General features: G+C 70.3%; 22 protein-coding genes. 10 read left to right on the plus strand and 12 right to left on the minus strand.

Going from position 1 to position 20,492, the window contains the following annotated elements; all coding sequences use genetic code 11:
* The first annotated feature begins 29 nt into the window (after positions 1 to 29).
* Both ACWC1K_RS11540 and ACWC1K_RS11545 read left to right on the plus strand, forming a co-directional pair.
* Positions 30 to 1,178 carry an acyl-CoA dehydrogenase family protein gene (locus ACWC1K_RS11540; protein WP_450830458.1) on the plus strand — a complete coding sequence of 383 codons (1,149 nt, stop codon included), beginning with the start codon at positions 30 to 32 and terminating at the stop codon, positions 1,176 to 1,178.
* A complete protein-coding gene (locus tag ACWC1K_RS11545; RefSeq protein WP_450830460.1) occupies positions 1,178 to 2,227 on the plus strand; it encodes a Zn-dependent alcohol dehydrogenase in 1,050 nt (349 codons plus the stop codon). Before ACWC1K_RS11540 ends, ACWC1K_RS11545 begins: the two co-directional genes overlap by 1 nt.
* On the opposite strand, the gene ACWC1K_RS11550 is transcribed toward ACWC1K_RS11545, so the two are convergent.
* Entirely contained in the window at positions 2,224 to 3,288 is a 1,065-nt protein-coding gene (locus tag ACWC1K_RS11550) for a GlxA family transcriptional regulator (protein WP_450830461.1), read from the minus strand. The genes ACWC1K_RS11545 and ACWC1K_RS11550 overlap by 4 nt on opposite strands.
* 59 nt (positions 3,289 to 3,347) lie before the next feature.
* Here ACWC1K_RS11550 and ACWC1K_RS11555 point away from each other — a divergent pair, with 59 nt between their 5' ends.
* The gene (locus ACWC1K_RS11555) at positions 3,348 to 4,673 is read left to right on the plus strand and encodes an MFS transporter (RefSeq protein ID WP_450830463.1); all 1,326 of its coding nucleotides are present in this window, start codon (positions 3,348 to 3,350) and stop codon (positions 4,671 to 4,673) included.
* A 10-nt stretch (positions 4,674 to 4,683) separates the two neighbouring features.
* On the opposite strand, the gene ACWC1K_RS11560 is transcribed toward ACWC1K_RS11555, so the two are convergent.
* The 6 genes from ACWC1K_RS11560 to ACWC1K_RS11585 form a co-directional block, all read right to left on the minus strand.
* On the minus strand, positions 4,684 to 5,331 hold the full coding sequence (locus ACWC1K_RS11560) for a helix-turn-helix domain-containing protein (protein WP_450830464.1): 648 nt from the start codon (positions 5,329 to 5,331) through the stop codon (positions 4,684 to 4,686).
* Positions 5,332 to 5,465: 134 nt separating this feature from the next.
* A complete protein-coding gene (locus ACWC1K_RS11565) occupies positions 5,466 to 6,077 on the minus strand; it encodes a flavin reductase family protein (protein ID WP_450830466.1) in 612 nt (203 codons plus the stop codon).
* A gap of 62 nt (positions 6,078 to 6,139) precedes the next feature.
* Positions 6,140 to 6,931 (minus strand): enoyl-CoA hydratase/isomerase family protein, encoded by a 792-nt coding sequence (locus tag ACWC1K_RS11570; protein WP_450830468.1) that lies wholly within the window; start codon positions 6,929 to 6,931, stop codon positions 6,140 to 6,142.
* Positions 6,922 to 9,147, minus strand: coding sequence for an acetate--CoA ligase family protein (locus tag ACWC1K_RS11575; RefSeq protein WP_450830470.1), 2,226 nt, complete (start codon positions 9,145 to 9,147; stop codon positions 6,922 to 6,924). The genes ACWC1K_RS11570 and ACWC1K_RS11575 overlap by 10 nt, the downstream gene beginning before the upstream one ends.
* 156 nt (positions 9,148 to 9,303) lie before the next feature.
* On the minus strand, positions 9,304 to 10,809 hold the full coding sequence (locus ACWC1K_RS11580) for a flavin monoamine oxidase family protein (protein WP_450830472.1): 1,506 nt from the start codon (positions 10,807 to 10,809) through the stop codon (positions 9,304 to 9,306).
* A 166-nt stretch (positions 10,810 to 10,975) separates the two neighbouring features.
* Entirely contained in the window at positions 10,976 to 12,169 is a 1,194-nt protein-coding gene (locus ACWC1K_RS11585; RefSeq protein ID WP_450830474.1) for a flavin-containing monooxygenase, read from the minus strand.
* 222 nt (positions 12,170 to 12,391) lie between these two features.
* On the opposite strand from ACWC1K_RS11585, the gene ACWC1K_RS11590 reads away from it, so the two are divergent.
* The 6 genes from ACWC1K_RS11590 (at position 12,392) to ACWC1K_RS11615 (ending at position 15,559) form a co-directional block, all read left to right on the plus strand.
* On the plus strand, positions 12,392 to 12,841 hold the full coding sequence (locus ACWC1K_RS11590) for a DoxX family protein (protein WP_450830476.1): 450 nt from the start codon (positions 12,392 to 12,394) through the stop codon (positions 12,839 to 12,841).
* Positions 12,841 to 13,281: a Zn-ribbon domain-containing OB-fold protein gene (locus tag ACWC1K_RS11595; protein ID WP_450830478.1), complete on the plus strand. Its 441-nt coding sequence runs from the start codon at positions 12,841 to 12,843 to the stop codon at positions 13,279 to 13,281. Before ACWC1K_RS11590 ends, ACWC1K_RS11595 begins: the two co-directional genes overlap by 1 nt.
* A 23-nt stretch (positions 13,282 to 13,304) precedes the next feature.
* Complete coding sequence (locus ACWC1K_RS11600; RefSeq protein ID WP_450830480.1) at positions 13,305 to 13,934, plus strand: GNAT family N-acetyltransferase; 630 nt, start codon at positions 13,305 to 13,307, stop codon at positions 13,932 to 13,934.
* A gap of 40 nt (positions 13,935 to 13,974) precedes the next feature.
* Complete coding sequence (locus tag ACWC1K_RS11605) at positions 13,975 to 14,835, plus strand: GNAT family N-acetyltransferase (RefSeq protein WP_450830482.1); 861 nt, start codon at positions 13,975 to 13,977, stop codon at positions 14,833 to 14,835.
* Between the two features lie 51 nt (positions 14,836 to 14,886).
* On the plus strand, positions 14,887 to 15,162 hold the full coding sequence (locus tag ACWC1K_RS11610) for a type II toxin-antitoxin system Phd/YefM family antitoxin (protein WP_450830484.1): 276 nt from the start codon (positions 14,887 to 14,889) through the stop codon (positions 15,160 to 15,162).
* A gap of 76 nt (positions 15,163 to 15,238) precedes the next feature.
* The gene (locus ACWC1K_RS11615) at positions 15,239 to 15,559 is read left to right on the plus strand and encodes a type II toxin-antitoxin system VapC family toxin (protein WP_450830486.1); all 321 of its coding nucleotides are present in this window, start codon (positions 15,239 to 15,241) and stop codon (positions 15,557 to 15,559) included.
* A gap of 21 nt (positions 15,560 to 15,580) precedes the next feature.
* On the opposite strand, the gene ACWC1K_RS11620 is transcribed toward ACWC1K_RS11615, so the two are convergent.
* From ACWC1K_RS11620 to ACWC1K_RS11630, 3 genes are read right to left on the minus strand one after another with little or no spacing between them, the layout of a single operon-like run.
* On the minus strand, positions 15,581 to 16,246 hold the full coding sequence (locus ACWC1K_RS11620) for a pyridoxine/pyridoxamine 5'-phosphate oxidase (protein WP_450830488.1): 666 nt from the start codon (positions 16,244 to 16,246) through the stop codon (positions 15,581 to 15,583).
* A 35-nt stretch (positions 16,247 to 16,281) separates the two neighbouring features.
* Positions 16,282 to 16,461, minus strand: coding sequence for a DUF397 domain-containing protein (locus ACWC1K_RS11625; protein ID WP_450830490.1), 180 nt, complete (start codon positions 16,459 to 16,461; stop codon positions 16,282 to 16,284).
* Entirely contained in the window at positions 16,458 to 17,303 is an 846-nt protein-coding gene (locus ACWC1K_RS11630) for a helix-turn-helix domain-containing protein (RefSeq protein WP_450830492.1), read from the minus strand. The genes ACWC1K_RS11625 and ACWC1K_RS11630 overlap by 4 nt, the downstream gene beginning before the upstream one ends.
* A 212-nt stretch (positions 17,304 to 17,515) precedes the next feature.
* On the opposite strand from ACWC1K_RS11630, the gene ACWC1K_RS11635 reads away from it, so the two are divergent.
* Positions 17,516 to 17,944, plus strand: a complete 429-nt coding sequence (locus tag ACWC1K_RS11635; RefSeq protein ID WP_450830494.1) for an ATP-binding protein — start codon at positions 17,516 to 17,518, stop codon at positions 17,942 to 17,944.
* A 345-nt stretch (positions 17,945 to 18,289) separates the two neighbouring features.
* Here ACWC1K_RS11635 and ACWC1K_RS11640 read toward each other — a convergent pair whose 3' ends face one another.
* Both ACWC1K_RS11640 and ACWC1K_RS11645 read right to left on the minus strand, forming a co-directional pair.
* The gene (locus tag ACWC1K_RS11640) at positions 18,290 to 18,622 is read right to left on the minus strand and encodes a hypothetical protein (protein WP_450830496.1); all 333 of its coding nucleotides are present in this window, start codon (positions 18,620 to 18,622) and stop codon (positions 18,290 to 18,292) included.
* Positions 18,619 to 20,484, minus strand: a complete 1,866-nt coding sequence (locus ACWC1K_RS11645; protein ID WP_450830498.1) for a polymorphic toxin-type HINT domain-containing protein — start codon at positions 20,482 to 20,484, stop codon at positions 18,619 to 18,621. The genes ACWC1K_RS11640 and ACWC1K_RS11645 overlap by 4 nt, the downstream gene beginning before the upstream one ends.
* Positions 20,485 to 20,492 lie beyond the last annotated feature (8 nt).

Raw genomic sequence — 20,492 nt, forward strand, 5'->3', positions numbered from 1 at the left:
AACCTGACCGGTGGCAAGAGGAGACCCCAGTGGACTTTGGGTTCAGTGCCGATGACGAGGCGTTTCGTTCGGAGGCGAAGGCGTGGCTGTCGGAGCACGCCGACGCCGGGCAGGACCGGCGGGTCTGGGAGCGCACTCTCGGGAAAGCCGGATGGATCGGGCTCGGGTGGTCGGAGGCCGGGTACGGCAATCGGACTGCCACGCTCACCCAACAGGTCGTCTGGGCCGAGGAGTACGCCCGCTCCGGGGCTCCGCCGCGGTCGGGGCACATCGGGGAGAAGCTGCTTGCGCCCACCCTGCTCGCCCATGGAACACCGGATCAGAAGAGCCGGTTCCTTCCTCCGATCGCCGCCGGTGACGAGCTGTGGTGTCAGGGGTACAGCGAACCCGGTGCGGGATCGGATCTGGCCGGGGTTCGGACCGCGGCCGTGCGGGACGGGGCGGGGTATCGGATCACCGGGCAGAAGATCTGGACCTCGCTGGCGCACGAGGCCGACTGGTGCTTTGTGCTGGCCCGGACCGAATCCGGGTCCCGTCGCCACCACGGGCTGACCTTCCTCCTCGTCCCCATGGACCAGCCGGGGCGGATCGAGGTGCGGCCCATTCGGCAGCTGACCGGGACCAGCGACTTCAACGAGGTCTTCTTCGACGGGGCACGCGCGCGCGTGGAGCACGTCGTCGGGGACGAAGGGGGCGGGTGGAAGGTCGCGATGAGTCTGCTCGGGTTCGAGCGGGGGGTTTCCACGCTGGCCCAGCAGATCGGGTTCGCCGAGGAGTTGGGGCGGGTGGTGCGGGCCGCCGTGGAGACGGGGGCGGTCGCCGATCCCGTCGTACGGGAGCGGCTGGTACGGCAGTGGGCCGAGCTGCGGACCATGCGGTGGAACGCCCTGCGGACGCTGGGGGGCTCCGCAGACGCCGGGGCGGCCAGCGTGGCCAAGTTGTTGTGGGGCGGCTGGCATCAGCGGCTCGGGGAGCTGGCGATGCTGGTGCGCGGGGCCGTGGCGGGGGTCGGGCCGGTGGACTGGTCGCCGACGGCGCCGTACGAGCTCGACTCGTTGCAGCAGCTGTTCCTGTTCTCCCGGGCCGACACGATCTACGGCGGTTCGGACCAGGTCCAGCGCACGATCATCGCCGAGCGGGTGCTCGGCCTGCCCAGGGAGCCCAAGGGGGTCTTCTGATGCGCGGTGTGGTGTTCGACGGCAAGCAGGTCGAGGTCGTGGACGACCTGGAGGTGCGGGAGCCGGGGCCGGGGGAGGTGCAGGTCGCCATCTCGGCAGCCGGGTTGTGCCACAGCGATCTGTCCGTGGTGGACGGGACCATACCCTTCCCCGTACCTGTGGTGCTGGGGCATGAAGGGGCGGGGGTGGTGGAGGCCGTCGGCGCCGGGGTCACGCATGTGAGGGCGGGTGATCATGTCGCGCTCTCCACGCTGGCCAACTGCGGCACGTGCGCGGAGTGCGACCGGGGGCGGCCGACGATGTGCCGGCAGGCGATCGGGCGTCCCGGGCAGCCGTTCGTGCAAGGCGGGCGGCCGGTTTACCAGTTCGCCTCCAACTCGGCGTTCGCGGAGCGGACCGTGGTGAAGGCGGTGCAGGCGGTCCGGATCCCCGAGGACATTCCCCTGCCGGCCGCCGCGCTGATCGGGTGCGGGGTGCTGACCGGGGTGGGCGCCGTGCTCAACCGGGCGAGGGTGGACCGCGGGGACAGCGTGCTGGTCATCGGCACCGGCGGCATCGGGCTCAACGTCATCCAGGGCGCGCGGATCGCGGGTGCCCTGCGGATCGTCGCCGTGGACGCGAACCCGGCGAAGGAGGCCGTCGCCCGGCAGTTCGGGGCGACGCACTTCCTGACGTCGACGGACGGGGTGAAGGAGATCCTGCCCACCGGGGCCGACCACGCCTTCGAGTGCGTCGGGCGGGTGGAGCTGATCCGGCAGGCCATCGACCTGCTCGACCGGCACGGCCAGGCGGTGCTGCTGGGTGTGCCCGCGGCGACCGCGGAGGCCTCCTTCCTGGTCTCCTCCATGTACCTCGACAAGTCCATCCTGGGCTGCCGCTACGGCTCTTCGCGGCCCCAGCGTGACATCGCGCTCTACGCCGACCTGTACCGCGAAGGACGGCTGCTGCTGGACGAGCTGGTGACCGAGACCTACCCGATCGAGGATTTCGAGAAGGCGAAGGCGGATGCGGAGGCGGGGCGGGTGGCCAGGGGGGTGCTCACCTTCTAGCTGCTCACCTTCTGGTTCCGGGTGCTCACCTTCGGGTTTTGGCTGCTCACCTTCTCGCCGGTCAGCGCCCCGGCGCGGAACGTACGGCGATACGCGGTGGGCGTGACCCCGAGGGCCGTCAGCAGGTGCTGCCGCATCGACTGGGCCGTACCGAAGCCCGCCTCCTGGGCCACCTGGTCGACGGACAGGTCGGTCGACTCCAGCAGATGTCGGGCCCGCTCCACGCGCTGCTGGGTGAGCCACTGGCCGGGGCTGACGCCGACCTCCTCGCGGAAGCGGCGGGTGAAGGTGCGTACCGACATGGACTCCTGCGCGGCCATGTCGCGGAGCTGGATCGGCTCGTGGAGGCGGCCCAGGGCCCAGGCGCGGGCACCCATCGTGGTCGCCAACTGGGGCTCGGGGACCGGGCGTTGGATGTACTGCGCCTGGCCGCCGTCGCGGTGCGGGGGTACGACGGTGCGGCGGGCGATCTCGTTGGCGACGGCGGTGCCGTGGTCACGGCGCACCATGTGCAGGCACAGGTCGATGCCGGCCGCGACGCCGGCCGAGGTCAGGATGTCGCCGTCGTCGATGAACAGCACGTTCGGGTCGACGTCGATCTTCGGGAAGAGGCGTTGCAACTGGTCGGTCTCCGCCCAGTGGGTGGTCGCGGGGCGGCCGTCGAGATAGCCGGCCGCGGCGAGCACGAACACACCGGTGCAGATGGAGGCGAGCCGGGTGCCGGGCCGGATGTGGGCGAGGGCGGCGGCCAGCTCCTCGGTGAGGACGCCCTCCTCGAAGACCGGGCCGAGTTCGTACGAGGCCGGGACGATGACCGTGTCGGCGGTGGCCAGGACCTCCGGGCCGTTCTCGATCTGGAGGGCGAAGTCGGCGTCGGTCTCCACCGGGCCCGGTGGCCGGATCGAGCAGGTCACGACCTCGTACAGATGCCGTCCCCGGGCGTCCTTGGGGCGCCCGAAGATGCGGTGCGGGATGCCCAGCTCGAAGGGGAGCAGGCCGTCCAGGGCGAGGACGACCACGCGGTGCGGGCGGAACTCCGGGTCAGCCGGCTCACTGCTCATGGCCCGATCCTAGCGAATGCTGTCCTTCGGGCCAGTGGATGTGCGCGGTTCCGGCCTGGATGCTCTATGTCGTGACCCAGACAACCGAACCCGCAGCAGTGGAAACGGCCCCCGAACCCGGACGATCCCCCCGCACCCGTGTCCACCGGGCGTGGTTCGTCGCCGCCGTCACCTTCGTGACGATCATCGGCGCGGCCGCCTTCCGCTCACTTCCCGGCCTGCTCATCGATCCGCTGCACCAGGAGTTCGGCTGGTCGCACGGCACGATCGGGGCCGCGGTCTCCGTCAACCTCGCGCTGTACGGCCTCACCGCCCCGTTCGCGGCGGCGCTGATGGACCGCTTCGGCATCCGCAAGGTCGTGGCCGTCGCATTGACCGTGATCGCACTCGGCTCGGGCCTGACGGTGTGGATGACGGCCGCCTGGCAGCTGCTGCTGTGCTGGGGTCTGCTGGTCGGCCTGGGGTCCGGCTCGATGGCCCTCGCCTTCGCCGCGACGGTCACCAACCGCTGGTTCACCGAGCGCCGCGGCCTGGTCACCGGCATCCTCACCGCGGCCTCGGCCTCCGGCCAGCTGATCTTCCTGCCGCTGCTGTCCTGGATCGTCGAGGAGCACGACTGGCGTCCGGCGGCCGTCACGGTGGCCCTCGCCGCCCTCGCGGTCGTCCCCTTCGTCTGGCTGCTGCTGCGCGACCACCCGGCGGACCTGGGCCTGAAGCCGTACGGCGCCACGGAGTTCGTGCCGAAGCCGGAGCCCGCGGTCGGGGCCGCCCGCCGCGCGGTCAAGGTCCTCTTCTCGGCGTCCCGCACCGGCACCTTCTGGCTGCTGGCCGGTACCTTCGCGATCTGCGGCGCCTCCACCAACGGCCTCATCCAGACCCACTTCGTGCCCGCCGCCCACGACCACGGCATGCCCGTCACGGCGGCGGCCTCGCTGCTCGCGGTCATCGGCGTCTTCGACGTGGCCGGCACGATCGCCTCCGGCTGGTTCACCGACCGCTTCGAACCGCGCCGGCTGCTGGCGGTCTACTACGCCCTGCGCGGCATCAGCCTGCTCTTCCTGCCGATGCTCCTGGCTCCGTCGGTCCACCCCCCGATGCTGTTCTTCATCGTCTTCTACGGCCTCGACTGGGTCGCCACCGTCCCGCCGACCGTCGCCCTGTGCCGGGAGCAGTACGGCGACGACAGCGCGATCGTCTTCGGCTGGGTCCTCGCCTCCCACCAGGTCGGCGCCGCACTCGTGGCCTTCCTCGGGGGCGTCGCGCGGGACGTCTTCGGCTCGTACGACATGGTCTGGTACGCCTCCGGGGCGCTGTGCGCGGTGGCGGCGCTGATGGCGTTGGTGATCCGGCGGAGGCCGGTCGTCCCTGTGGCGGTTTCAGCTTGAGGGCCGTGCCTCAGCTCGCGCGGTCGAGGGGCTCGAATCCGACGTGGAGACGCATGCCGAGAGCGACGGCGAGCCGTTCGAGCAGAGGCAGGGTGGGCATGGTCCCGCCCGCCTCGAACCGTGCCACGGCCGGCTGCCGCATACCCGTGGCCTGCGCGAGCTGGGCCTGTGTCATACCCAGCGCCTCGCGCCGCTCGCGTACGGCGTGGCCCAGCTCGAAGCGGATCCGCGCGGCGTCGTACGCCTCCCTGGCTTCCGGTGAGGCGAGGGCGTCGTCTCGCAGCTCGTTCCAGCTCCAGCGCTCACTCATGTCCTCCACCTCGTCCACAGTGTGCTGTTCCTCGATGCAGCGCACCATTGCCCGCCGGGCGCGGTCGACCTGCGCGGTCTCGCGCATCCGCTGCTTGCGGAACACCGTCAGTAAGATGATCCGTCGGCCCGAGGCGATCCAGTAGGTGATGCGCACCGCGTCGGTATCGAGGTGGAAGCGCAGCTCGCGCAGCTTCCCGTGCAGTTGCCGCGAGTACGGTTCGCCGAGCAGCGGACCGCGTGCGGCCAGCAGATCCACATAGAACGCGGCTGTACCGCGGTGGCCGGCGGTCAATGCGAGAAACCACTGCGCCACCTCCGGCTCCAGCTCTACTTCACCCCACGTCATAACAGCGACGTTATGAACACCCTAGCCGGTGTGGCCGTAGATCACTCGGAGTGCGCCCAATCGAGTGATGCGGGCCAAGGTGTGCGCCTGGGGCGGCGTACGGCGTCACGTCAGTGCGGCGATCGGCCGTCGTCTCAAGAGCCGTCGAGCCGACCGAACCGCCCCCGATGGAAGATCAGCGGACCGTGGGGAGCCTCGCCCGTGCCGAGGGCGCCCACCCGCCCCACCACGATCAGATGGTCGCCCCCGGTGTGCACCGCGTGGATCGTGCAGTCGATCCAGGCGGCTGCGCCCGTCAGCCGCGGTGAGCCCGAGACCGGTGCCGCGTCGTACGCGACCCCCCTGAACTTGTCCGCGCCGCTCACGGCGAAGGCGCGGCACAGGGCTTCCTGGTGGGCGCCCAGGACGTTGACGCAAAAAACGCCCGCGCGGGCGATGCGCGGCCAGGTCGTCGACGTGCGGCCGACCATGAAGGCGATCAGCGGCGGGTCGAGGGAGAGGGAGGAGAAGGACTGGCAGGCGAAGCCGGCGGGAGTGGACTCGCCGTCGACGGCGGGTGCGGTGACGACGGTGACGCCCGTCGCGAAGTTGCCCAGGACGCTGCGGAACTCGGCCGGGTCGACCGGCGCCCGCTCGTCCTCGCCCACGCACCGCAGCTCCGGGCGCGGCAGCGCTTCTACGGGCGCCGGGGTCCCGGCCGCCCTGAGGTAGCGGACGGCGGCGGCTGCCGCTCCTGCGTGTCCCATCACCCCTCCATTGAAGCTGACGACTCGTCAGATAGGAAGGGCTCGCCATCCCTTGTCTCAGGTCAACGGCCCTTGTACTCCGCGGTTCTGCGCTCCACGAAGCTCCGTACGCCTTCCTGGGCGTCCTCGGTCGTCATATTGATCTCCTGGGCGGCTGCCTCGGCGGCGAAGGCCGTCGCTCGGTCGGTGTCCAGGGAGGCGTTGACCAGCTGTTTGGTCAGGGCGAGGGCGCGGGTCGGACCCGCGGCCAGGCGGGCCGCCCACTCGCGGGCCGTCTTGTCCAGCTCGGCGTCCGGGACGACCCGGTTGACCAGGCCCAGGCGCTCGGCCTCGGTCGCGGAGAGGGCGTCGCCGAAGAACATCAGCTCCTTGGCGCGCTGCGGGCCGATCAGACGGGGGAGGAGATACGCCCCACCGCCGTCCGGGACCAGACCTCGCCGTACGAACACCTCGATGAACCTCGCCGACTCGGCAGCGAGTACGAGATCGCAGGCCAGGGCCAGATGCGCGCCGAGGCCCGCCGCCGTGCCGTTCACCGCCGCGATCACCGGTTTCTCGCAGTCCAGGACGGCGGCGATCAGGCGCTGGGCGCCCAGGCGGAGCATGCGGGCCACATCGCCGGCCACCCGCTCGCCGCCGCCCGAACCGCCCCGCAGATCGGCTCCCGCACAGAAACCGCGCCCCGTTCCGGTGAGGACGACGGCCCTCACGTCGGGGTCCGCGGATGCCTCGGCAAGAAGCCCGATGACGGTTTCCCGCTGCTCGGGCGTGATGGCGTTGAGTGCTTCGGGCCGGTTGAGGGTGAGGTACGAGACCTGGCCGTCGGCCGTGTGCAGCACCTCGGTCACCGGCACACCGCCAGCGCGTCCAGCGCCACGGCTCCCTGCCCCGTGGGCAGCACCATCAGCGGGTTGATGTCGAGCTCCGCGAGCTCGTCCCCGAGTTCCAGCGCCATGCGCTGCACCCGCAGGACGACTTCGACGAGCGCGTCGAGGTCGGCCGGGGGCCGCCCCCGTACCCCGTCGAGCAGCGCCCTCCCGCGCAGGTCGCAGAGCATGTCCCGGGCCTGCTCCTCGCCGAAGGGCGGCACGCGCACGGCGACGTCGTGCAGCACCTCGACCAGCACCCCGCCGAGCCCGACGGTCACGGTCGGGCCGAACAGCTCGTCGTGCGTGACGCCGACGACCATCTCCACACCCCGCTCGACCATCTGGCACACCAGGACGCCGTCCAGGGACACGCCCTCGTAGCGCGCGATGTCGGTCAACTCCCGGTAGGCGTCCCGGACCTGGCTGGCTGAGGTCAGCCCGACCTTGACCAGCCCCAGCTCGGTCTTGTGGGCGATCTGCGCGCCGGACGCCTTCATCACCACCGGGTAGCCCACCAGGCCCGCCGCGCGTACGGCCGCTGCCGCGCTGGTCACCAGCTGCTCGCGCGGTACGCGGATTCCGTACGCCCGCAGCAGCTGCTTCGCCGCGTGCTCGCTGAGCTGCTTGCCCGGGCGCATCAGCGCCTGCGCCTTGCGGAAGGAGGGCGAGGTGGTGCGGGGGGCCTCGTCGAAGGGGGAGCGGTAGCCGGTGGTGAAGCGGTGATGGTCGAGGTAGGCGCGGACCGCGGTGATGCAGTTCGCGACGGTGCGGAAGGTGGCCACCCGTGAGGAGCCCAACAGGACGTCGCGGTACGCCGGTTCGGTGCCGACCGGGGATCCCCAGACCACGCAGACCAGCTTGTCCGTGTGCTCGGCCGCGTCCACCAGGTCCTGGACCAGCTTGTCGCTGAGGGGAGGGAAGGGCCCGGTGATCGGGCAGATCAGGACCCCTACGTCCGGGTCGTCCAGGATCGCGTCGATGATCTTCCGGCCGCGCCAGTCGCCGACCGGATGCCCGCCGTTGTCGACCGGGTTGGCCACGCTCAGGTAGTCCGGTATCCACTCGTGCAGCTCGGCCTGCTTGGCCTGCGAGAGGACCGGCAGCCGCAGCCCCGCCTCGGTCGCCAGGTCGGCGAAGTGCGCGCCCGTGCCGCCCGAGATCGAGTACACGACGACGCCGTCCGAGCGCGGCGGCCGGGCGCGGGCGAGCAGGGCCGCGGTGTCCTGGAGTTCGTCGAGCCCGTCCACCCGGATCACGCCGAACTGCCGCATCGCCGCGTCCACCACCGTGTCCGCGCCGGTCAGCTTGCCGGTGTGGGAGGCGGCGGTGCGGGCGCCCGTCTCGGTGCGGCCCACCTTGACGGCGACGACCGGCACCCCGCGCCGGGCCGCCCGGTCGGCGGCGAGCAGGAAGGACCGGCCGTCCTTCAGCCCCTCGACGTAGCAGGCGATGGCACCGACCTCGGGCTGCTCGGCGAAGTAGGAGATGAAGTCGGCGGTCTCCAGGTCTGCCTCGTTGCCGGTGGGCGCCCAGTGGGAGAGCCGGATGCCCAGGTCCTGGAGGGAGAAGACGGGCCGGCCCTGGTGGCCGGACTGGGTGATGAGCGCGATGGCCGGTCCGTCGAGGTCGTCCCGGAACCGCTCGAAGGCGTTGAGGTTGGTGTTGGGGCCGAGCAGCCGCATCCCGGAGCGCCGTACGGCCCCCGCCAGACGCTCCTGCGCGGCCGCGCCCTCCGCCCCGGTCTCCGCGAACCCGGAGGCGAAGACCACCGCGAACTTCACCTTGGCCTCGGCCAGCTCCTCGAGCACCGGAAGGGGATCGGCGATCAGCAGTACGGCGAGATCGACCTGCTCGGGCAGGTCGGCGACGGAAGCGGAGCAGGGTATGCCGAAGACGGACGGGCGGCTCGGGTGGACGGGGTGCAGCCGCGCCCCGACCCGCCCCGCCCAGGCCACCAGCTGCCGGGTGATACCGGTGTTGGGCCGCCCCTCGCTGTCCGAGGCGCCGATCACGGCGACGGTCTCGGGCCGGAAGAACCGGTCCAGATCGAGTACGTCGGCGTATAGGGGCAGGCCGCTGACGTCGAGGTCGTCGACTTCCGCGGGCCTGCCGTGGACGGCGGGCCCGGGTTGCTCGCCACAGGCGATGACCCGGGCCCGGCGGGAGTCGGTGGTGAGGGTGCCGTGGGTTGATCCAAGCATCGGTCCGCCCGCTCCTCTGAGACAGCTCATGAGAGCGCCAATAACTGACGCTCTGTCAGATTACTGAACTGACGCCATGTCAGGAACGGGCGTGCACGCAAAGTTGAACGGGCACTCAAGGCCGAAGGGGAAGCCGACCCCGCCCGGCGGGGCTCCTCACAGCTCCGCGAGCACCTCCTTGGCCACCCGTTCCCCCGACCGCACGGCCCCGTCCATGTACCCGTTCCAGTAGGTGGAGGTCTCGGTGCCCGCCCAGTGGATGCCGCCGACCGGCTTGCGCAGCGCGGCCCCGTACGCGGTCAGGACGCCGGGCGGGGCGTAGGCGACCGGGCCGCCGCGGGAGAAGCCCTCGTTGTTCCAGCGCTGCAGCACGAAGGAGGTGGGCGACTTGGCCTTGTCGCCGAAGTAGTTGACGTAGTCCTTGAGCACGGCGGCCTTGACCTCGGCGACGCTCGACCCGTCGTACGCGCGCATCTCGTCGGCCTCGATGAAACCCATCAGAGCGCCGTAGGAGGCGTCGGGCGGTGAGTTGTCGAACGTCGAGCGGACCACGCCGGAGTCGCTGACGACCTGGCCGTTGAGGCCGTCGGCCCGCCAGAAGGGGGTGTCGTAGACGGCGATCGCCTTGCCGATCGAGCCCATCGGCAGCCGCTGGCTCAACTGGTCGCGCGAGGCCGGCAGCAGCGGGTCGAAGGCGATGCGCGCGGCCAGCGGCGGCGGTACGGCGACGACGACCTTCTTGGCGGTGACCGTCACCCCGTCCGCGGTCACCACGTACTTGCCGCCCGACTGCGCGACCGACCGCACCGGCGCGCTCAGCACCACCCGGTCGCCGAGGGTGGCGGCCAGCTTGATCGGCACCTGCTGGGAGCCGCCGACGAAGCGGGACTCCTGGGCGCCGTTCGCGGTGTCGGTGAGGCGTTCCAGGGTCCCGGCGTTGGACTCGTTGCCGGCGGCGGCGATGTAGAAGAGCACGAAGAGGAGGGAGAGTTCGCGGGGCTGCGCCGAGAAGATCGACGTGCACGCCACGTCCAGCAGGAACTTGGCGGACGGGATGACCGCGTTGGCGTTCAGCCAGCTCTCGAAGGTCTGCTTGTCCCACTCGGCGGCCTTCGCGGCCGTCCAGGGTGCGTCGACCGGGACCTTCTTGGCCATGTCGTCCAGCGAGGCCTGCACGATCGCGGCGTTGGCGAGCCCGGCCGCGTCGACGGGCGGGACGGACCCGAGGATGCCGTCGGTGGCGTACGGGGTTCGGGTGCCGTCCTTGTAGAGGAGGTTCTTGCCGGTGTTGTAGGTGGTGAAGGTCGCCACGCCCAGGGAGTCGGCGAGGGCCTTGATGCGGTCCTGGGTGGGGCCGATGAACTCGCCGCCGCCCTCGGTGAAACCGCCGTTCGCCAGCGACAGGTTGACGACCCGGCCGCCCACGCGGTCGCGGGCCTCCAGGACGGCGACGGTCCTGCCGCCGGCCACCAGGTCGCGGGCCGCGGTGAGCCCGGCGAGACCGCCGCCGACGACGGCGACGTCCACGTCCCGGGTGGTCGCGGCGGAGGCCGTACCGGCGGCCGTGGTGGTGAGGGTGACGGCTCCGGCAGCGGCGGCGGCACCGCCGAGCAGGGAGCGTCGGGAGAGGCCTTGCGGGTGGTGCTGTCTTTCGCGTGCCACGTGCGTCCTCCGTGTGGAGAGAGTGTGGAGCCAGAAAGTGAGCAGTGTTCACATTCTGGCCCCGCGCGGCGGCACGCTTCAACGCTCCCGTCACATCTGACTCAGACGTAACAAGAGTTCCAGGGAAGGGAGTTGAGGGTTTTGAAAGGGGTTGCGGGCTTCTACGTCATCCGGGCAGACGGGACAGCGCGTCCCCGCCGTTCTTCACGATGGTCCTCGCGATCTTCTCGGAGTCCATCGCCACCTCGCGCAGGGTGCCGCTGATGGGGGTGGTGAAGCCGGTGAAGTACAGACCGGGGGCGTTCTGCGGGGTACGGGCGCCGTGCGCCACGGGTCTGCCCCGCGCGTCGAGCACGTCGAGATGGCCGACCAGGCCTTCCAGGGCGCGGACGTATCCGGTGGCGGCGACGACGGCCTCCGGGGAGACGCGGGTGCCGTCGGCGAGGACGACCTTGCCGTCCTCGAAGCCGTCGACGGCGGCGACGACCTCGACCCGCCCCTTGCGGACGGCGTCGATGAGGCCGACGTCCTGCACCGGGATGGCGCCCTCCTTGGCCCGGCTGTACAGGCCGGTGTCGGGGCGGGGCAGCCCCTGCGCGGAGAGGTCGGGGACGCTCAGCTTCGCCATCGGCCGCGCGAGCCGGTCGACGAGCCCGGTCGGCAGCCGCCGCACCAGCACGCCCGTGTACTGGGCGGCCCATCCGGCGGTCGAGCGCCGCACGATGTGCGGGGCCGTCCGCACCGACAGGCGCACCCGTGAGGCGCCGCCCTCCACCAGGTCCACGGCGATCTCGGCGCCGGTGTTGCCGACGCCGACGACGAGGACGTCACGGCCGGCGTAGGGGGCGGGGCTGCGGTACGAGCCGGCGTGCAGGAACTCGCCGGTGTAGGTGTCGAGGCCGGTCCAGTCGGGGACGTACGGCGTGTGGTTGTAGCCGGTGGCGACGACGACCGCGGCGCCGGTCAGTTCGCGGCCGCCCGTGGCGTGCAGCAGCCAGCCCTCGCCGTCGGATGTGCGCTCGACGCGGGAGACCTCGACGCCGGTGACGATCTCCAGTGCGTGCACCTCGGCGTACTTCTCCAGGTACCGCACCACGTCGTCCCGGGCCACCCACCGCCCGAACCGGCGCGGTATCGGCAGTCCCGGGAGGGCGGAGAGGCGGCGGGTGGTGTGCAGGTGGAGCCGGTCGTAGTGCCGCCGCCAGGCCGCACCCACCTGGCCGGACTTCTCCAGGACCACGGCGCGTATCCCCCGGGCCCGCAGCGCGTACGCGACGGAGAGCCCGGCCGGGCCGCCGCCGATGACGTAGACGGGGCGCCGGCGGTCCGGTGCGCTTGCGGACGGGGAGGAGTCGGCCATGAGCGCGAGCGTAATCACGCACCGGGTTGATGGGTCTCGGTCAAGCCCGGAATTGGTTGCGGATTGATCACGCCTGTAGGAGGGGTGGGTGGGATTCGTGGCGTAGGTCACCCGGTTGTGATCATTCGGCGAGCGACGGCCCGCCCTGAGGCGGGCCCGCTCCCTTTCGCGGGAGGTGCAGGGCGCTTCCCGGATCGCGCCATCTGACGTACCGTCAGATTCATGGATGCGATCTGGCTCACGGGCGCGGAATGGCTGGCCGTGCTGCGCATAGGACTCGGGCTGTGGTGGCTGGAGAGCTGGCGGCACAAGGACCGCAAGGCCTGGTTCGAGCGCGGGACCGGGATCGCGTGGGCGGCGGGCATCGCGGCGAAGCACCGCTGGGACGCGGTCCGGTCCGGCTTCGAGGTCATGGTGGCGCCGCGCCCGCGGACGATGGCGTACGTCGTGGTGTACGCGGAGCTGGCGATCGGACTGGGGCTGGTCGTCGGGTTCCTGAGCCCGGTCGCGCTGGCCGGGGCGCTGCTGCTGAACGTCCTCTACTTCACGCTCATGATCCACGACGTGGCCGAGCAGGGGCAGAACTCGATGATGGCGCTGATGTCGGTGGTCGCGCTGTTCGGGATGTCGTGGCAGACGTGGTCGCTGGACAGCGCGCTGGGGCTGTTCTGATGGCCGGCCGTGGTGCGAGCGGTCCCGACGTGACCGGTTCCGGTGCGGGCGGTCCCCGGTTCGACGTGCCGGAGGCCGACGCCTTCACGCGGACCTACTGGGACGCGGCCGCCGAGGGCAGGCTGCTGATCCGCCGCTGCGGGGAGTGCGGGCGGGCCCACCACTACCCGCGCGAGTTCTGTCCGCACTGCTGGAGCGAGGACGTGGCGTGGGAGCGGGCGAGCGGCCGGGCGGTGCTCTACACCTGGTCCGTCGTCCACCGGAACGACCTGCCGCCCTTCGGGGAGCGGACGCCGTACGTGGCCGCGGTCGTCGACCTGGCGGAGGGGCCGCGGATGATGACGGAGCTGGTGGGGTGCGGGGCGGGGGCGCTCCGGGCGGGGGCCGAGCTGGAGGTGGCGTTCCGGGAGGGGACACCGGTATTTCGGCCGCGTGAGTGAGGCGTACGGGTTTGAATGGACCGATGAGCTCTGTGGATGCGCAGCACACCGACCCGACGTCTCGTTCTGGTGCTTCCTCCCCCTCCTTTCCTGATCTGTACGGCCACGGCATCCACCTGCGCCTGTGGAACGTGGACTCGGACGCCGATGTCGAGGCCTGGCTCCGAGGCCTCACGGACCCGGAGTTCCGGCGCTGGAACACGCCGCTCAAGCAGGTCGACGACCTCGCCGACGCGCGTGAGTCGCTGCGGGCCAAGGCGTTGGGCTGGGCGGACGGTTCGACGGCGTCGTACTGCGTGACCGACGCGGTGAGCGGGGCGGTGCTGGGACACATAGGCGTCAACATGATCGACCTCGTCACGAGCGTTGCCCGGGTCGGGTACTGGGTGCTGCCCGAGGCCAGGGGGAAGGGTGTCGCCACCCGCGCTCTGGCCGTGGCCTCCCACTGGGCGCTCACCGAACTGGGCGTGCATCGGCTGGAGCTCGGCCATGCCCTGGGGCATGAGGCCTCGTGTCGTATAGCCGAGCGGTGCGGGTTCCGCTACGAGGGGACGTTGCGGGGAGCGATGTGGGAGTCGGGGCGGCAGGACGCCTTCCGGGACGTGCATCTGCACGGGCGGATCGCCACGGACCCGGAGCCGCGGCTGCCGTAATGCGAAGGCGTCGGGCGGGGGGTGCGCGGGATCATGGGGCATGCGTCCTGATGACTGGCACCTCACCGACGACCTGGACACCTTCCTGACCCGCGCCGGCGGTTTCCTCCGCTCACGCCCGGCCCTGCACACCGTCCCGCTGACGGTGACCGAGGGACTGCGGACGCGCGGCTCGCAGTACTACGGCGCCGAGGCGCCCTACTTCGGCGTACTGGAGTCGGAGGGCGCGGTCCGGGCCGCGTACTTCCGCACCCCTCCCTATCCGCTGAACGTCACGCCCCTCACCGCCGAGGAGGCCGACTCCCTTGCCGCCCACCTGGCCGGTCTGGGCCGCGCGGTCCCCGGAGTCCTGGGTGAGCGCTCCACCGTCGACGCCCTGGCACGGTCCTGGGAGGGCCGCACCGGGGTGACGGCCACGCTGCGGCAGCGGCAGCGGCTGTACCGGCTGGACACGCTGACCGTCCCGCAGCCGATACCGGAGGGGCGGCCGAGGATCGCCGGCGCGGCGGACCGGGAGCAACTGGTGCAGTGGTACGGCGAGTTCATGGACGCCATCGGCGAGAGCGGCGCGGAGCGGGCGGAGGGCTGGGCCGACGTGCGCATCTCCGACGGCGGGGCGACGTTCTGGGAGGGTGCTGACGGGACCCCCGTGGCCATGGCGGCGGTGACACCGATGGTTGCCGGTCAGATCCGGGTCGCCCACGTCTACACCCCGGCCCACCTGCGCGGCCGCGGATACGCCGGGGCGGTCACGGCGGAGGTGAGCCGTGCGGCACTCGCCTCCGGCGCGGACGAGGTGCTGCTGTTCACCGACCTCGCCAACCCGACCAGCAACGCGCTGTACCAGCGGATCGGGTACCGGGCGGTGGCGGACTTCGCGGCGTACGACTTCACGGCCTGAGCCGCGACCGAGACTGTAGCGCGGTGAGACACGTCGAGCTACACTGGCCGAATGAAGACCATCACGCAGCGCGAGTTCCGGAACAACTCCGCCGCCGTCATGGACGCGGTCGAGGCCGGGGAGACGTACCACATCACCCGCAACGGCATAGAGGTCGCCGAACTGCGCCCGCTGGCGCGTCGACGCAGGCTGAGCGCCGACGAACTCGTGGCCAAGCACCGGAGGCTTCCGGGAGTGGACTATGCGCAGATGCGTGCCGAGGCGGACGAGTTCTTCGGGAGCGAGGAACGAGTGGACGAGGATCCATGGGAGCGCAAACGTGGCTGAGCGGCACCAAGGGGGTGTCCTGGACACCTGCACCTACATCGATCTCGATGTGCTCAGCCCGCAGAGTCTCCCCCTCATGCCGGAACTGACCGCCGTGACGTTCGCGGAGTTGCAGCAGGGGGTGGCCATGGCCAAGGATCCTGCGGTGCGGGCGGCGCGAATGGAAAAACTGGGAGCCGCGGTCGCCGACTTCGAGCCGCTGCCCTTCGACGGGGATGCCGCTGCCAGGTACGGCACCTTGGTGGCGCTGACCATCGCGGCGAACAGGGACCCTCGTCCGCGCCGCATGGACCTGATGATCGCTGCGATCGCCTCGGCGAGAGGCTTGCCGCTCTTCACCCGGAATGCCGGGGACTTCAAGGGGCTTGAGAGCGCGGTCCTCATTGTCCCCGTCTGACCCGGACGCCTTGCTCCGGCTTTACGGCCACAGCAGTTCCTTGGCCCAAGCCCCGTCCTTCCGGCGGTAGTTCAGCCGTACATGCCGCCGACGCTCGTCCCCCTGGAAGAACTCCACCTCGTCCGGCCGGAGCCGGTACAGGGTCCAGGAGGGCACCGGGGCGTCGGGCTCCTGCTGGGCCCGTTCCCAGGCGGCCTCGGAAGCGCGCGCCAACTCCTCCACGGAACCCAGGACTTCACTCTGACGTCCGGTGAGGGCGGCGGCGAGGGCGCCGGTCGAGCGGGCGTGCAGGTCGCCCTGGGAATCCCGGGCCGGAGCGGCGGTGACCGGCCCGCGTACCCGCACCTGGCGGCCCAGCGCCGGCCAGTAGAAGCCGAGTGCCGCGTACGGCCGTGCCGCCAGCTGCCCGCCCTTGCGGCTCGTCGCATGCGTCGCGAAGGCCCAGCCGTCGGCGTCCGCGCCGTGCAGCATCACGATCCGTACGTCCGGATGGCCGTCCGCGTCCGCCGTGGCCAGCGACATGGTGTGCGGCTCCTTCTGCCCGGCGGCCACCGCCTCCGCGAACCACGCCGTGAAGAGGGGCAGCGGTTCGGCGGGGGCGTTCCCCGGGTCGAAGGGGCGCAGCTCCGTGACCTCCGGGTCCCAGACCCGCAGCGACCTCAGCAGTTCATGAAGATCCGTTCCCATGGGTCGAGTATCACCCGTCGGATCCGTGCATACGTCTAGCCGAACTGCCGGATGAAGGCCTGCCAGCTGTCGCGGGAGACGGTGAGGAGGGGGCCGTGCGGACGCTTGCTGTCGCGGACGGCTCGGCCGCCGGGGGCTGTGTCGGCGACCTCTACGCAGTCACTTTCCGGCTGCGAGTAAGAGGACTTGCAGAACGGGCCCACGACGTCGGTCATGGCGTGACTCCCCCAATGGTTTCCAGCTTGCTCCGGATGAGCTTGGCGCTCGCCTCCGGCGTCAGAGCCGAAGAACATAGCTGGTCGAACGCAGCGGCGTACACCGCCAGATCGCTCGCTGACTCAAGGACAGATGTACCGGTGAAGTCGTCCGTGGCGACAGCTTCGATGCCCGACTCAAAATCGAAGCAGAAGGCAGAGAACGCGCTCTGGGCAGCCGCCAATGTGCCTGCGCTGAAGGGAAGAACCTGCACGGTGACGTTCTCGCGCTCCCCGACCTCAAGAAGCGCCGACAGCTGCCCCCGGTGAATTGCGATACTCGCCAGGGGATGCTCGATGACCGCTTCCCAGATGACGGCGGTGTACGTGGCGCCGCCCTCCGCAATCCTCTCCTGTCGGCGTTTCCTGACGGTCTTCAACTGATCGATGTACTCGGCGCTGAGAGAGGCGGGCCCACCTGTAATGATCGCCTCCGCATATGCCGCGGTTTGAATCAGTCCCGGGACCAGAACTGGCTGCCACTGGCGGATATGGCACGCGTCGTCCTCCAACGCGATGTGATCGACGTAGTCCGGACGCAGGTGAGCCGCATACTCAAGCCACCAGCCCCGCTTCTTGGGGTGTTTGGCCAACTCCTCCAGTCTGCCCCGCACTTCTGGATCAGCGATGCCGTAGGCGTCCAGCAGCAGCCGTACCTCGATGACGCGCGGGGTCGCATGGCCGCTCTCAATGCGACTGATCCTGGCCTGACTTGACGCGATGACCTCGGCGGCCTGCGGCTGGTCGAGCTTGGCGGCCTGCCGGTACTGCCTGAGTGCCGTACCCAATCGCCTGCTGCGCACAGTCGGTCGTCCACCTGCGGGCATGGGGCCTCCCCTCTCCTTCGGTCACGATGCCACACCCACCATCAACCCCGGGAGTGCATCACGCGATCGAGTGACATCTATGCATGTATTCATCGATTGAGGTTGCCTCGGTGTCGAATCCACGCCTAGCTTCGTGACGACGCCGCTACGGAGCGCATCTGACGGCACGTCAGGAGGTCGGCACCCCCATGCCCGAAACCGAAACCTTCCGCATCCCCAAGCACAGAAGGCACGTCCCCGCCGCACGTCAGCGCGTCGGCAAGGTCCTCGCGGACTGGGGGATCACGGGCGAACTCGCCGACGACGTGACCCTTTCGGCGAACGAGCTCGTGACCAACGCCGTGACCCACTGCCGGGTCTCCTGCGCCCAGATCAGGGTCACCCTCACGCTTCGGGAGCCGTACCTCTTCCTGGAGGTCCACGACCCCGACCGGGACCGGCTTCCCGAGCCGCACGACGCCGGACCGGAGGCCGAGGGCGGGCGCGGGCTCGCCCTGGTGGGGCTGCTGGCCCACGGCTGGGGCCACGGGCAGCTGCCGTACACGAAATGCGTGTGGGCGCGGTTCATGCTCCCGGAGCGGCCGGAGAGGACGGGCCATGTTCCGGCTGCTTTATGAATACGCCGTCCGCCTGCTCACCGGGCCACGCGCCAACAGCCATCCCCTGCCGGACGACTGGAACCGCGCACATGAGCCACCGGCGGCGGACCCGTACGTCTGGCGGCTCCCGAATCCGCACGACGCCCGGTGGCGCCGCTGGGCCAGGCGGTCCCGCGCGGTCGGTCACCGCCTGCCATTTCCGTGCGATGAAGAGGGCTGGCACAGCCCCACACGCCCCGGCACACCCCTCTGGGAAGCCGCCGACAAAGTGGTCCGGCCGTACGTAGTGGACGCAGGGCCGCTCTTGTAGCCGGCGTGCGGCGGTGGTCGGCACACCGCCGCACGCGAACAAAGAGACGCTCGCTAGCGGGACCCCTCGCTGGTGTCGTGTCTGGTGTCGGCGAGCCAGCAGGCACCGCCCTGGGGGCGCCAGTCGAACCGGTCGAGGAGGGCGACGACCCGGCGCACCAGAGCCTCGGGACTGCCGGTCCACGCCTCGAAACCGTTGACGCCAAGGTCTCCCACGGCCATCAGGCGGCCGCCCAGCAACTCGGTGAGTGCTTCCGTGGCCACGACCCGGAAATCGCGGCCGGACTGTTCGGCCGTCTCCTGGGCGAGCCCGATCAGGCGGTCGACGGGCACCCAGTCGTCCAGCGCTTCTTCGAGCAGCTCGCTGATGATGAACTCATTGTTCATGACGGCAGGTGCACCTTCTTTCCCTTGCCTGTGACGGGGAAGATATCGATGGTCTCGCCACCTGAGGCGGATGACGCACGCCACTGGATGATCGTGCCGTCGGGGAGCTGGTACACATCCGGGATCTTCGGTCCGCGGGCCGGCAGCCGCTTGGCGTCCTTGGTCCACCGCTCGAAGGTCTTGCGAAGCTCCGCGGCGGTCGAGATCTCCTTCACATGGCTCTGCTTGCCGTTGGGGAGGGCGTCGAACTCGGCCTTCCACTTTCCGCAGCCGCTGGTGTTGTGAACCAGCAGCGGTGTGCTGCCGGCCATGACGTAGAAGGTGTGCAGATCATCGACGGAGAGGTTGCGGACCTTCTGGTCGGAAGCGGTCCAGGCTCTCACCGCGCCGACCTGTACCCGGGTGCCCGCGCTGGTCCGGAGCCAGGCTCCCGGTCGCAGCTGGTCCGCGGTCGCCCAGGCTTCGAGGTCGTCCACCCAGAACGGGTGCTCGTCCGTGGCCGTGACCGTGGCGGGCCCCTGGTCGGTCCGCACAGTGACGTCGACGAGGTTCTTCTCGCCCTGACCGGTGAACAGAGCCGTGACCGGCTCGGGCTGCCGGCGGCCGGTGCCGGGATCGGCGGCCAGGACGCGATCCCCTTCCCGGACCTGTTCGATGGGCACCTGGGAACCGTCCGCCATCAGCACCCTGGTGCCGTCGGGGAAGCTGTTGCAGGTGACGACCTGTTCGCCCTTGCGGGCCTTGCGTATCTCGTCCGCCGTGAGCAGCCGGTCGCCGGTCCGCAGCCAGCTCAGCACGGACACGCCACCGAGCAGGCGTTCTTGGGTGGTCAGCTTCTGGCCGGTGGCCAGGTCCTTGCCGACGAGCGCCTCGACGATGCCCTTGCCGTCGCCGACCCCGGGCAGCAGGTCCAGCAGCAGTGACATCCTGCGCTGCTGCTCGGTGTCGTCCAGGAGGGACTTTCCGGAGGCCCAGGTGTCCCCGAGGCCGGAGAAGTCGAAGTCGAGCCCCGACATGTCGCGGAGTTTCTCCGCGCCCTTCTTGATGCCGGGTACGTGCTTGTTCGCCTCGTCGACTCCCTGGTTGGCCTGGCGGATTCCCTCGTTGAGCTCCTTCATGCCCTTGTTGGCCTTGTCGATGCCCTTGTTGGCCTCGGCCAGGCCCTTGTTGACATCGCGGACGCCCGAGTTCATCGTGTCCAGGCCGCGGTTCATCTTGGCGAAACCCGCGTTGATCTGGTCGAGCGTTTCGTTGAGCTCGTTCAGCTCTTTCTCGAAGTCGAAGACCGGTTTCGCCTCCGGGTACTTCTTCTGCTCAGGGAAGTACTCGCCGAGCGCGACGGTCAGGAAGGTGAGGGCGAGCAGGGAGTCGTTCTGGTCTCCGAGCAGGGAGTCCGCCTTGGCCAGGTTCTCCCCGAGCTTGTCCAGGTGCGGCTGGGCGCTCTTGAAGGTCTGAACGGCCTTTTCCAGAAGTTTCAACTGCTGTGCGGGATCCGGCGACTTGCCGGGATCCATGAGATCCAGCGGCTTGAGGGCCTCGATGGCCTTGATGTTCTTGTCGAGGTCCTTGAAGCTCGCTCCGTGGTCCTTCATGGCGTCCTGCGCGGTGTAGAGGAACACCCCTACACCGACCCCCAGCGCGATGGCCTTGCCCGCGAACTGCTTCAGGCACGCCGGCCGCTCCAGCAGCGGCAGACGGTCGCAGTTCGCGTACTGGGCCACCTTGCGGACAATCTCCGCGAGCCTTTCCACCCGCCCCTGCTCCGCAGCTTGGGCACTGGCCGCGGAACCCACGCAACCCGTGAAGGCGATGGCCAAGGCGACGAAAAACGCCGCGATCTTTGATCTGAAATTGTTGTGCATGCATTCCT

The organism is Streptomyces sp. NPDC001492 (assembly GCF_053597275.1).